Origin of the sequence: Streptomyces sp. NPDC005752 (genome assembly GCF_040630715.1) — a bacterium.
Lineage (GTDB): Bacteria > Actinomycetota > Actinomycetes > Streptomycetales > Streptomycetaceae > Streptomyces.
On sequence record NZ_JBEXYB010000072.1, the window covers coordinates 1 to 12,294 of the forward strand.

Annotated in this window: 12 protein-coding genes and 2 pseudogenes; 7 read left to right on the forward strand and 7 right to left on the reverse strand. The window is 69.1% G+C overall.

Annotated features, from left to right (window positions below; genetic code table 11):
* The 3 genes from ABZ441_RS33125 to ABZ441_RS33135 form a co-directional block, all read right to left on the reverse strand.
* The coding region (locus ABZ441_RS33125) for a helix-turn-helix domain-containing protein (protein ID WP_358981075.1) at positions 1-176 on the reverse strand (176 nt) is incomplete at its 3' end.
* A gap of 95 nt (positions 177-271) precedes the next feature.
* Complete coding sequence (locus ABZ441_RS33130) at positions 272-1,111, reverse strand: helix-turn-helix transcriptional regulator (protein ID WP_358981056.1); 840 nt, start codon at positions 1,109-1,111, stop codon at positions 272-274.
* A gap of 68 nt (positions 1,112-1,179) precedes the next feature.
* Complete coding sequence (locus tag ABZ441_RS33135; RefSeq protein ID WP_356324461.1) at positions 1,180-1,770, reverse strand: TetR/AcrR family transcriptional regulator; 591 nt, start codon at positions 1,768-1,770, stop codon at positions 1,180-1,182.
* 239 nt (positions 1,771-2,009) lie between these two features.
* Between ABZ441_RS33135 and ABZ441_RS33140 the strand changes: the two genes are divergently transcribed.
* Both ABZ441_RS33140 and ABZ441_RS33145 read left to right on the forward strand, forming a co-directional pair.
* Complete coding sequence (locus tag ABZ441_RS33140) at positions 2,010-2,885, forward strand: alpha/beta hydrolase (RefSeq protein WP_358981058.1); 876 nt, start codon at positions 2,010-2,012, stop codon at positions 2,883-2,885.
* Between the two features lie 55 nt (positions 2,886-2,940).
* Positions 2,941-3,419 (forward strand): annotated as a pseudogene (locus ABZ441_RS33145) (peroxiredoxin).
* Positions 3,420-3,853: 434 nt separating this feature from the next.
* Here the strand turns inward: ABZ441_RS33145 and ABZ441_RS33150 are convergent.
* Positions 3,854-4,261 carry a PIN domain nuclease gene (locus ABZ441_RS33150; protein ID WP_358981060.1) on the reverse strand — a complete coding sequence of 136 codons (408 nt, stop codon included), beginning with the start codon at positions 4,259-4,261 and terminating at the stop codon, positions 3,854-3,856.
* On the reverse strand, positions 4,258-4,491 hold the full coding sequence (locus ABZ441_RS33155) for a type II toxin-antitoxin system VapB family antitoxin (protein ID WP_358981062.1): 234 nt from the start codon (positions 4,489-4,491) through the stop codon (positions 4,258-4,260). Before ABZ441_RS33155 ends, ABZ441_RS33150 begins: the two co-directional genes overlap by 4 nt.
* Before the next feature lie 1,011 nt (positions 4,492-5,502).
* On the opposite strand from ABZ441_RS33155, the gene ABZ441_RS33160 reads away from it, so the two are divergent.
* Positions 5,503-6,939 (forward strand): carboxylesterase family protein, encoded by a 1,437-nt coding sequence (locus ABZ441_RS33160; RefSeq protein WP_358981064.1) that lies wholly within the window; start codon positions 5,503-5,505, stop codon positions 6,937-6,939.
* Between the two features lie 57 nt (positions 6,940-6,996).
* Positions 6,997-8,022 carry a zinc-binding dehydrogenase gene (locus ABZ441_RS33165; RefSeq protein ID WP_358981066.1) on the forward strand — a complete coding sequence of 342 codons (1,026 nt, stop codon included), beginning with the start codon at positions 6,997-6,999 and terminating at the stop codon, positions 8,020-8,022.
* Between the two features lie 33 nt (positions 8,023-8,055).
* Here ABZ441_RS33165 and ABZ441_RS33170 read toward each other — a convergent pair whose 3' ends face one another.
* Entirely contained in the window at positions 8,056-8,880 is an 825-nt protein-coding gene (locus ABZ441_RS33170) for an AraC family transcriptional regulator (RefSeq protein WP_358981068.1), read from the reverse strand.
* 233 nt (positions 8,881-9,113) lie between these two features.
* On the opposite strand from ABZ441_RS33170, the gene ABZ441_RS33175 reads away from it, so the two are divergent.
* From ABZ441_RS33175 to ABZ441_RS33185, 3 genes are all read left to right on the forward strand, one after another.
* Positions 9,114-9,509: an MmcQ/YjbR family DNA-binding protein gene (locus ABZ441_RS33175; RefSeq protein WP_358981070.1), complete on the forward strand. Its 396-nt coding sequence runs from the start codon at positions 9,114-9,116 to the stop codon at positions 9,507-9,509.
* The gene (locus ABZ441_RS33180) at positions 9,506-9,871 is read left to right on the forward strand and encodes an MmcQ/YjbR family DNA-binding protein (RefSeq protein ID WP_358981072.1); all 366 of its coding nucleotides are present in this window, start codon (positions 9,506-9,508) and stop codon (positions 9,869-9,871) included. Before ABZ441_RS33175 ends, ABZ441_RS33180 begins: the two co-directional genes overlap by 4 nt.
* A gap of 103 nt (positions 9,872-9,974) precedes the next feature.
* Complete coding sequence (locus ABZ441_RS33185) at positions 9,975-11,288, forward strand: replication-associated recombination protein A (protein ID WP_358981074.1); 1,314 nt, start codon at positions 9,975-9,977, stop codon at positions 11,286-11,288.
* A gap of 712 nt (positions 11,289-12,000) precedes the next feature.
* On the opposite strand, the pseudogene ABZ441_RS33190 reads toward ABZ441_RS33185, so the two are convergent.
* Positions 12,001-12,294: pseudogene (locus ABZ441_RS33190) on the reverse strand (hypothetical protein); the annotation flags it as partial.

Consider the following 12,294-nt stretch of genomic DNA (forward strand, 5'->3'; position numbering starts at 1 on the left):
CCACCCGGCCCCGGTACGGACTCCACGCCGTAGCCGAGCTCACGCAGCTTGTCGACGTCCCGGCGCACCGTGCGCTCGGTGACGTCCAAATGCCTTGCGAGTTCCGTGTTGGACCAGGTGGGCCTGCTCGACAACAAGGACACCAACCGAAGCAGCCGAGCGGAGGTGGTGATCATGGAACGAACCTATCCGGGAGCCGTGAACGGGGCGGCCCCGCATGGGTCGGAGCTGGCGCGGAGCTCCCGCACACCGCCATCGCGGCGGCAGGACATCACGCGATGGTCGCGCCGCGCTCGGCGGGCGCCACGAGGGACGTGACCGCCGCGGCGCTCGCGCTGCCGGGCTCAGGAACGCCGACCAGGAGCTGCTGCCCTGGAGCGTCGTGGACGTCGAAGGTCTGGTACGTCAGCTCGATACGGCCGGCGCCGGGCAGCACGAAGACCTTGTACGCACGGGTCATGCTCTCGACCTCGTTCTCCTGCCACAACCCCCGGAAGTCCGGTGATTCCTGCGACATTTCCGCCACGAGACCGCTGATGCCGGGGTCGTCGGGGAACCGGCCCGCGTGCAGCCTCAGCGCGTGCACCGTGGCGCGCGCCACGACGGGCCACTCGACGAAGACCTCGCGCGCACGGGGGTGCTGGAACAGCACCCGGACCATGTTCGAGGTGCCCTCGAAGGGTGCGAGAAGTGCGGTGGCGACGGCGTTCTTCGCGAGTACGTCGAAGGCGGGGCTCAGCACATAGGCGGCTGCTGCGGGAAAGGCGTCCAGCAGGTTCAGCAGAGAAGGATGGACCAGGTCACGGCCCGCGGCCGAGGTGAGCGCGGGGTGAAGGCCCGCCAGCCGGAAGAGATGCGTCCGTGCGTCCGGCGTCAGGCGCATCGCCCGCCCCACCGCGTCGACCACCTGCGGTGAGGGGTGGCGCTCGCGCCCCTGTTCCAGGCGCGCGTAGTAGTCGACGCTCACGCCGGCGAGCACAGCCACCTCTTCCCGCCGCAGGCCCTTGACTCTTCGGCTGCCACCACCGGCGAGCAGACCCACGTCGGTCGGTTCGGTGCGGGCGCGGTTCGCGCGCAGGAAGGCACCGAGTTCATTCTGCGGCTGCTGCATTTTCCGACCTGTCGGTTGGGGCGAACGGAAGGGTGATGTAGGGACCGGCGGGGCGGACACCGTCCTCGCTACCGGGCTTTGCGCCCGTCCTCAAGGAGGGCGGAGACAGTCCGCATCAAGTGCTCACGCACCGATTGCGGATCATCCAGGTCTCCCCCGGCCATCGCACCGTCCCGCAGGAGGATCAGCACCGCGGTGGTGTGCTCGCTGTCGGTGCAGCCCGCAGCGGTCGCGAGGTTCAGGACCGTGTGCCGGAACCAGGTCCGGTGGGCCTGGACCGCCCGCCGGACAGGATGCTCGGGGTCCGGGTACTCGGCGGCGGCGTTGATGAACGGGCAGCCACGGAAGCCCGGCCCGCAGATCTCCGCCCCGATGCCCGCCATCATCATGAGCAGCAGAGCTTCGGGGTCGGTACTCGTCCGGAATGCCTCCGTCACCACCGACCTGATCTGCTGGTCGCGTTGCTCGACATGGGCGAGCACGAGGTCTTCCTTGCTGGGGAAATGGCGGTAGAAGGTGACCCGGGTGACCTGGGCCTCAGCGATGATGCGGTCCACGCCGACGTGACGGATGCCGTCGGCGTAGAAGATGGCGGAGGCCGTCTCCAGGAGCCGGGCTCGGGCCGGGGACGCTGTCGCGGGGGCTTGGCTCGGGGTCATTGCACCACTCTACCGGAACGACCGTTCTCCATCAGAACGGCGAAACCCCCGCACCCTCGCTCCCCCGGGTGCAGATGACTCACTGCCAGCCAACTCCTCAGCCGTCACAGCTTCCAGCGATTCAGTCGTCCATTGACGATCACGAGAGCGAGCGCTACGGTCGGCGAAGTAGATAGAACGTTCCATCTACTCGTGGAGCCCTCCGGGTCTCCTCATGCCACCAACAGGGAAGGCACACCATGTCCCGACGTCACACCCAGCCCGTACGCCGTACCCGTCGCGCCGTACTCGCGTTCGCCGGCGCGGCAGCCCTGGCCGCCGCCGCAGCCCCCGCCCTCGCCAGCAGCCCTTCCGATGATGGGCAGACCATCGCGGCCGCCGCTGCCGCCTCGCACTCGGCGCCGAAGCCGACCGTCCTGCTCGTACACGGCGCCTGGGCCGACTCCTCCAGCTGGAGCCCGGTGATCGACCGGTTGCAGGCCCAGGGATATCCCGTGCAGGCGATCGCCAACCCCCTGCGCGGGCTCGCCTCGGACGCGGCCTACGTGAAGAGCCGGATCGAGAGCATCGAGGGCCCGGTCATCCTGGTCGGGCACTCCTACGGCGGGGCGGTCATCGGGGAGGCTGCCACGGAGGAGCCCAATGTGAAGGCACTCGTCTACGTTGCGGCCTTCGCGCCGGACAAGGGCGAGTCGCTCGGCGCGCTGGTCGCCAAGAATCCCGGCTCGCACGCCACACCGGACGCCCTGAACCCTGTCCCCTTCGACACGGGCAACGGAGTGAGCGGCGTGGACCTCTCCATCAAGCCCGACAAGTACCGTGACGTTTTCGCCGCACCCCTGTCCGCACGCAAGGCCAACAGCCTCGCCGCCGTGCAACGGCCGATCAGCGCCGCGGCGCTCGAAGAAACCGCGACGAACGCCGCCTGGCGAGGCATTCCCTCCTGGTACCTGGTCACGCGCCAGGACCACGCTCTGCCCCCGTCCACCCAGCGCTTCATGGCCCAGCGCGCACACGCGCACACCACCGAGGTCAACGCGCCCCACGCCGTCATGCTGACCCGCCCGGACACCGTGACCGGTCTGATCCGGCAGGCGGCGACGGCCACCCGATGAACGGCACGGCGTTCGCACCAGCTCACCCAGCACGGACGGCACCCAAGGAGACGCAATGGCAGGCTCGATAGAAACAGGCAGTACCGCACCGGAGTTCGTCCTCTCCGGAGGCGTGCTGCGCGACGGTGACTTCGCCCGGGGGGGGCCTACAGACTCGACACCGGACGCGCGCGTCCCCTGGTCCTCGCTTTCTACCCGCAGGACAACTCAAGTGTCTGCACCAAGCAGTTGTGCTCCTACTCGAGCGGGCTGGAACAGTTCACCGAACTGGGTGCCGAGGTCTGGGGCATCAGCCCGCAGGACATCGACAGCCACGAGGAGTTCGCCCGCAAGAACAACCTCCGCATACCTCTGCTCAGCGATCCGGACCGCACCGTGGCCAAGCTCTTCGGCGTCGCCGCTCCCGGCGTCGGACTCAGGCGCTCGGTGTTCCTCATCGCCCCCGGAGGGCGGATCGCGTGGAAGCACGCGGCGCTTGTCGGCTTGACCTGGCAGCCCCTGGAGAAACTCACCACGGAACTCGCTCTGCTCTGAGCCGAGATCCCGAGCGGTGCGGCTTCATCGACAGCAAGCCGCATCTAGGCCAGCGCCGAGGCGCTCGCCGGCTGAGCACCCGACAGCGCCGCCTCAGCAGCAGCGGCGGCGCTGCGGAGCTCGTCCTACAGGTGCCTGCGAAAGGAAGCAAGGTGGTGCGCGCCCACGGTCCGGGATGGCCGAAGCCAATTGCTGGCCGCGATGGCGCGAGGGGAGCACCTGAGCCCACCAGCGCCTGAACCTGGACGCATACTTGTCACCCTCGGTAACGGCAGCGGCCTGCGCCCCCGTAAGCGGAGACACACTGATTCCCGGGTTCGCGAACGGGCCGGACACTCTTCCGCTCTGGGACGACGTTCGTCGGAGCCGGGATCACGGCCGAGGGCGCTGACGCCGCGTTCCGTGAGGTCTTCGCGCAGGCCGAGGGCGAAGAGTCAGGGGCGTACGTCTCTTTGCTGCACCTCTTTCAGGACCGCCCCCACCGTGGCGAAGTCGTTGTCCACGTGAAGCACCGTGTGACCGTGATGGACCGCCGTCGCACACACCAGGAGGTCGATGGCTCCGGCGGCACGGTGCTGCCCTCGCTGGGTGAGCTTGTACTGCGCGGTGTCGACCCAACGCCACGCACTCTTGGGAACCGGGGCGAGGTGGCAGAGGTCATCGATCTCGTCGGCCAACTCGTCCCGATGAGCCGGGCTTGTGGCCGAGTAGAGGAACTCCGCCCTCGTGGGCTCGCAGATATGGAACACCCCCGCGGCGATGTGCCCCTCCCAGGGACGCAACGCCCCCGGCGTACGGAAGAGGTGCCAGAGGGCGGACGTGTCGAGGAGATAGGTGATCACTCGAAGCCTGCCCGTCGGGCCTGCTTGGCTGCTGCATGCGCCGCAGCCGCAGCCTCGAACTCGCCCCGCTCACCCCTCGCGGCCAGCTTCTCAGCAGCCTCCAGCCGCTTGATGCGCGCCACATAGTCCCTCAGGGCCCCGTTGACCGTCTCCTTCTTCGTCGAGACACCCATGAGCCGCATCGCCTCAGCCAGCGCCTCGTCATCGAGATCGACCTGGGTCACAGCCATACCAGCCACCCCTCACCTTGAGTCCATGATGTATGTAGTTACGATACATCACCAACATTCGCGGCGACAGATCACCGGACGTGACACAGAGGGAGCCCGCCCAGCCGCGCGCCGGCGACCACCATCCGCATACCGAGTGACTGATGTCGATGCAGTGGGGCAGGGCCCTTGCCTCAGCAGCCGTGGGAGCCAGCACCGACGCCCTCTCAGACGATCGTCACAAAAAGCCAGGTCAGACGCGCCTGACTGATGCTGCCGCAACGCGAAAGCAGCTCAGTACCGCACCGCGTGCGTCGAGTACCGCACGGAAAAGAGCCGAAAAAACCACGTTTCCGCAGGTCAGAACGATTCTGCCTGGGGATACCAGGTGGGGCGGGTGGGACTCGAACCCAAAAGCGTGACGCCTCTCACCTGCGACGATGCCAAATCTACGGACATAGCCACCCGTTTCCATCCGGCTGTGTCCTCCTCGATCCGGCTCGACCGGAGATCGGTTAGGCGTTCGCCACACCGCCCCCGCAGCACTCGGGGATCGAACTGGCGCCTCCCGTTCAGCCGTCCCATCGACGCCTGCTGGCACAGCGAGAAGGGGCCGAGCAGCACGCGTTCTGTGAGCAGTCCGGAGCATTCGGTGCGACCCTGCGACCCTCGGCCACAGCTACTCTCCGTAAGGGCCAATGCGTCGGCATCCAAGCCACGAGCCTCTTTTTCGGCCCCTGGAGGATCTCCGCCGGGCATGGGGCCGACCTCTGCGACCGGCGTGCGCGGGGTGGGACCCGCGGGAAGCGGATCGATCCCCCTCCGATGTGGGACCGACCGGCTGGCGGGAGGAAGGCGTCACCACGCGAAAGAGAGGAGCGGCGAAGGCGAAGTGTCGCCTGGTGACCATCAGGTGACCGCTCTCCGCCGGGCGAGCTGTCGGATCCCAGGGAAGGATTGGAGAGCGTCACCGCAGCAACCATCTGCCGATACACCGCGCGAACCACTCGAACCGCGCCGGAAGGACACGTCATGACCGCCACCCCTCCCAAGGCCCCCACCACACCAGGGGTGCGGTCCTGGTGGGGAATCCCGTACGCCACCGCCGAACGGTACCGCCGCCCGGTAGTCGCGGACTTCCATCCGGACCTCCCCTACGACCGCAAGGGCGTCGACTCCGTCCAGCCCGACAGCGGCGACTGGCTCGAAGCGGACAGCGGAATGGGTGAGGACTGCCTGAACCTGAACGTGTGGGTCCCCGAGCAGCCCGCTGGCAACGCGCTCCCGGTGACCGTGTACATCCACGGCGGCGGATTCGAGTACGGCGCGAACACGCAGATCACCTCGAATGCCGCCGGTCTCGCCGCGACGGGGCGCGTGGTGGGCGTGTCGATCAACTACCGGCTCGGCGCCCTGGGCCCGCTCTCGCTCTCGCAGTACGGCGGGAAGCTCTCCGAGGCCAGCAACCTTTTCCTCCAGGACATCATCGCCGCACTCACCTGGATCCAGCGGAACATCGCCCACTTCGGCGGAGACCCCGACAATGTCACCGTCTACGGTCACAGCGGCGGCGCCTACTCCTCCTTCGGACTGCTCGGCGCCTCCTCGGCCGACGGCCTGTACCGGCGCCTGGCCGGGTTCTCCGGCGGGCCCGCTCGCTCCATCCCGGCCTGGTGGGCCGAGGAACTCGCGGAGCGGTTCGTCGCCGAACTCGGTGTCGCGGACAACCCGGAGAAGCTGCTCGACCTCGACCCGTTCTCCCTGAGGGACGCCCTGCGCAAGGTCGCCCCGACGGACCTCGGAGAACGCGGCGGGGTGGACAACAAGGCCACCGGTGTCGTCCTTGACATCGGGCAGCCCGGCGCGGTGGTGCACGCCCACCCCATGGACGTCCTCGCCTCGGGCGCGCACCGGAACATCGACGTGCTGCTGAGCATGGCCAGCGACGACATGGGCTGGTGGGTGGCGAACGACCTCGACCGGTTCGACCCGGGCACCATCGACCGCGTCGTGGACGAGGTCGCGGGGTGGCGCATTTCCCGCTCCCGCGCCAAGAAGATCGTCGCTGCCTACGACCAGGGCGGCCGTACCCCGGCCGAGGTCCGCGCCGCCGTCATGGCGGACTACCTCTTCGCGCTCCCGGCCGCCCGCGGCGCCCTGGCCCACGCCGCCGCCGGCGGCAACGCCCACCTCCTCCTGATCGGCCCCGCCGAAGGCGCGCCCGCAGTGCACGGCACCGAGATGTACGTCCTGGTCGGCCAGGAACAGCCGGGCCGCAGCGCGGACCAGGCGGGGCGTGACACTCGTATCCGCGACATCGTGCTCGACTTCGCCACCGGCAAGCACTCCCGCCTGTGGCCCGCCGTCACGGACAAGCCCACCTCGGAAACCGTCGGCAACTCTCCCTTCGAGGGCACCGCCCACTACCAGCAGGTCCTCGACCTGTGGGAGGGCATCGAACGCCCCTGACGGCCGGCAGGCGATACGGAACAGCACACCAGTGGGGACCAGAGTGAGGAACTCGCCATGAGCCAACCGACAGCAGCAGCCAACGGCGCCGCACCGGCGACCATGCGGGCCGTCGTCGTCAGCCGCCCCGGCGGCCTGGACGCACTTCAGATCAAGGACGTGCCGGTGCCCGTCCGCAAGCCCGGTTGGGTGCGGATCAAGGTAAAGGCGTTCGGCGTCAACGAGTCCGAAGTCGTCACCCGTAAAGGCGAGTCGGACGCGGAGGTCACCTACCCGCGCATCCCCGGCATCGAGGGCGTCGGCGTCATTGAGGAGGCCGACGAGGACAGCGGGCTGCGGCCGGGCCAGCAGGTGGCCACGATGATGGGCGGCATGGGCCGCTCGTACGACGGCGCGTACGCCCAGTACGTTACCGTTCCCGCGCAGCAGGTCATCCCGTACGAGACCGGCCTGCCGTGGGACGTGGTCGGCGCACTGCCGGAGATGTTCCAGACCGCCTACGGATCGCTGACCCACGGCCTGGACCTCAAGGCCGGGCAGACGCTACTCATCCGCGGCGGCACCTCCACGGTCGGGCTGAGCGCGGCCACGATCGCGAAGGACCTCGGAGCGACCGTGCTGTCCACCACCCGCAGACCGGACAGGGCCGGGGAACTGCGGGCCGCGGGCGTCGACCATCCCCTCGTCGACAACGGCACCCTCGCCGGCCAGGTGCGCGAGTTGATGCCAGACGGCGTCGACGCGGCACTGGAACTGGTGGGCTGCTCGGTCCTCGCCGACACCTTCCGCACTGTCCGTCGTCACGGCACCGTGTGCTTCACCGGAGCCCTGGCGGGCCAGTGGGCGATCCCCAACTTCAGCCCGTTCATGATCCCGGGCGGGGTGCGGCTGACCTCCTACGGCGGTCAGGCCGCCGACCTCCCGGCCGACGTCTTCGCCCACCAGCTCCAGGCCATCGCCGAAGGACGCCTCAACGTCCCGGTCGCGAAGGTCTACCACGGCCTGGAACAGGTCCGTGACGCCCAGGCCGACCTCGAGTCCGGCACCACGCCGGGCAAGCACGTCGTCGTCCTGGACGACTGAGACCCGGGCAACCGAGACCGCGCCGCGTCTCCCTCATGCGTCGGTCACTTCGCGGGCCGCGAAGGCGCCCGGGGTGAGACCGGTGCGGTCGCGGAAGAACCGGCCGAAGTTCGCGGGATCGGTGAAGCCGAGGTGGCCGGCCACGGCCCTGGCATCCCACCGGGCGCTTCCCAGCAGGCGCCGGGCTTCGAGCAGGCGCCGCTCGTCGATGAGCTCACGCACCCCCTTCCCCGTGGCCCCCCGCGCGGCACGGCTGAGGGTGCGGACCGAGCAGCCGAGCAACTCGGAGTAGTCCGCGGCCCGGTGCAGTTCGCGGAAGTGCAGCTCCAGGGCGTCCGTGAACCCTCTGTAGGTGTCACCACGGCTCGCGCCGGCACTCGTGCCGGCGGGGGTGGTCCCAGGGGCGTTGACCAGGCGCAGCAGCAGTGATTCGAGCAGGCTGCGCCGCAGGGCGTGGTGGACGTCGAGGGGACGGCGCCCCAGGGCGCGGTGTTCGTCCAGGAGCTGGAGTGCCGTCTGCTGGAGCCAGGCGGCGTCGTCGGGGTGCGGGCTCAGCACGGCAGGAGCCTCGTGTGCGGTGAGCGGGGCCAGCAGGCGGGCGATGTCGGGCCGCAGTACATCCGGTTCGAACAGGATGAACGGGCCGCGGGCGGTGCCGGGCGGATGCCAGCACAGCGCGTGCCCCGGGCGCACCCACAGCCACTGGCCGGAGGCGACGGTTTGTGTGACGTGGTCGACGTCGTGCCGCAGCTCGCCCTCGGTGACGGCGATGAGGTAGTGGAAGGTGGCGCGGCCCGGACGAGGCGGGTTCCACGGCCAGTCGTCGTGCTGGGCGAAGAATTCCTCGACGGTGCTCACTTCAAGGCCGTACGGGGTGCCGACCGGGGGCTGAAAACCGTACAACGGGACCGCGGACGGTCCCGCCTGTCCGCTCGGGCCGGGGTGTCGCTTGTCGACCATCACGTGTCCGTAGCCTACTGCACCTTATGTCGGTTTCGGGGAGAGAGTGGGAGGTGGTGCCGCCACAACCGCTCGGCGCCACTCGCGTCATGGGGTGCCCAGGCCGCGCTCACCTGAGGAAGGAAACGTTCGTGAACGGAATGACCCTGCATACGACTGCCGCCGAGTGCGCCGAGGGGCTTCCCGGGGCCCGGCTGGAGCATCCCTTCGGCGACGACTGGGAGGTCTTCAAGGTGCGCGGCAAGGTGTTCATGCTGATGACCGAGGTCCCGGGGCGTCCCGTCGTGATCCTCAAGGCGGACCCCAATGAGGCCCACGCCCTGCGGGAGCAGTACAGCCACATCACCCCCGGCTACCACATGAACAAGAAGCACTGGATCACGCTGGAGGGCGGAGACGGCGTCGACAAGGAACTCGTCGACGAACTCGTCACTGAGTCCTACCGGCTCGTGGTCGCCCGCCTGCCCAAGGCCGAGCGGCCTGTCGACCCGCACACCTACGGCAGCCGCATGCGGGCCGCCCGGTGAGCGCGGCCGGTGACCGGCTCCAGGACATCGCCCGCCAGGCGGCCCTGGCCCTCCCCGGCGTCAGCCACGGATACCCCTTCACCCCGGGGCTCGACGTGTACAAGGTCGCGGGCAAGGTGTTCCTGATCGTCACCGACGACCCGGACGAGCAGATCATCACGGTCAAGTGCGAACCCGAACACGCCCGCGCGCACATGCACGGCCATGCCTCGATCACACCGGGCCGCTACCTCGACAAACGGCACTGGATCTCGCTCGGACCGGGCCCCGGCATCACCAAGCGGCTGGTCACCGACGCAGTCGAGGATTCCTACGACCTGGCCGTCGAGCGGCTGCCGCAACGCGACCGACCCCGTACCTGATGAGCACCGCAAGCGCGCCCACGAGCCGCTGAGCCCGCGCCTGTCAGTGCCCCGTGCAAGGCTCGCCACACCCACACACCTCCGCCCGCAATCCGAGAGACCGATGGAACCCACCGAAGCGACCCTGCCGCTCTTCGACGAGGAGCCCGCCCGGCCACTCGCCGACCGCATGCGTCCCACCCGACTGGAAGACGTCGTCGGGCAGGACCACCTCCTGGCCCCGGACGCCCCGCTGGGTCGCATGGTCGCCCAGCAGCGCCTCGGCTCCGCCATCCTGTGGGGCCCGCCCGGCGTCGGGAAGACGACCATCGCCCGACTCCTCGCGGACGGCGGCAACCTGGCCTTCGAACCGGTGTCGGCCACCTTCTCCGGCGTGGCCGAACTGCGCAAGGTCTTCGCCGCCGCGCGCAGTCGGCGCACCATCGGCCAGGGCACCCTGCTGTTCGTCGACGAGATTCACCGATTCAACCGCGCCCAGCAGGACAGCTTCCTGCCCTACGTCGAGGACGGCACGGTCACCCTGATCGGCGCCACGACGGAGAACCCGAGCTTCGAACTCAACGGCGCCCTCCTGTCCCGCACCCAGGTCCTCGTCCTCAAACGCCTCGACGAAGCCGCCCTGTCCACTCTCCTCGACCGCGCCGAACAGCTCACCGGCCACGACCTTCCCCTTCACGATGACGCCCGCCGCGCCCTGATCGCCATGGCCGACGGCGACGGCCGCTACCTCCTCAACATGGCCGAACAGCTCCAGGCCCTCCCGGACCCCGGCACTCCCCTGGACACCGCCGCGCTCGCCCACCACATCCAGCAGCGCGCCCCGCTGTACGACAAGGCGCAGGACGGCCACTACAACCTGATCTCCGCGCTCCACAAGTCGATGCGCGGCTCCGACCCGGACGCGGCCCTGTACTGGCTCGCCCGCATGCTCGACGGCGGCGAGGACCCCCTGTTCGTGGCCCGCCGTCTTGTCCGCTTCGCGAGCGAGGACATCGGTATCGCCGACCCGCACGCCATCCAGCAGACGCTCGCCGCCTGGGACGTGTACGAACGACTCGGCTCCCCCGAGGGCGAGCTGGCGATCGCCCAAGCCGTCCTTTACCTCGCCACGGCCCCCAAGTCCATCGCTGTCTACCGCGGTTTCTACGCCGCACACCGTGCCGCGCGCCGCACCGGCTCGCACATGCCGCCCGCCCACATCCTCAACGCCCCGACCCGGCTGATGAAGGACATCGGCTACGGCAAGGACTACCAGTACGACCCCGACACCACCGACGGCTTCTCCGGCGCCGACTACTTCCCCGACGACATGGACCGCGAGACGTACTACCAGCCCACCCACAACGGCTACGAAGCACAGATCAGCGAACGGCTACGCCACTGGGCCACCCTGCGCGCTCGCCGACGCAGCGGCTGACGTGGATGGGCGGGCGGCGGACCCCGCGTGGGAGACATCCGTAAATACAGGACTCTGGCCGCCCCGTGGGTCCGAGACCTCAGCGTTCGCAGGCAAGCATTGCGGTTGCGGGTCGGGCAACCACGGCCGCCCGCCCGACCTGCTCACCCCTACGGACAGAGAAATCCCGATCAGCCGCCGGCTCGGCGGCCACGAGGCGGGCGCACGCAGGCGGGTGAATTGATGCACTGGGGGAGCAGTTTCATCAGGCGACCGTGGGACCGCTCCACGACGCTCCCACGAAAGCGTCGCCACAAAACCCCAGGTCAAAGCCGTTCAGAACTCATCTTCGATGCGCGAAGCCCTACGTTCGCCACACCCCCGCAGGGCGAACGCCACACGCAAAACGCCCTCGGAAAACGCGTTTCCCCAGGTCAGAACGATTCTGCCTGGGGATGCTGGGTGGGGCGGGTGGGACTCGAACCCATAAGAGTGACGCCTCTCACCTGCGGAAACGCCGCAGAGTCGGACATTCACATCCTGTTGGATCCCGCTGCATCCGGCTCGATCCCGGGCAGCGGAGGTGCGGTGCGGTACGTACCGCACGGCTACGGCGCGGCCTGCGCCACTAGCGGGAGGAAATCCGCCTGGGGGCATCTGCCGCTCAGCAACCCATGATGGCCCGCCCGCAGCGCACGCCGCCGATTCCGTTACCGACCTCCCCTTACCCCTGTCAGTCACCCTCCGTATCGACCAGGCGAGCCTGCGCACGCCGCTGGCTCAGGAGGTAGCCGGCGAGCTGGTCGGGGTCGGACCCGCCGATGCTGATGACCGTCGCGTTCGGCCCGTCGGGTTCATGGGTGGCGACGATGGGTGCCACCAAGCGCCGGGCGTCGTCGTAGGACAGCGGAAGCCGGACGCGGGCGAAGAAGGGATATCCGGTGCGGGTGATGGTGTCGGAGACCAACTGCGCGGCGTCCGGGGCATCCGGCACCTCGACCACCTCCCCGGTGGACTCGACCTCCAC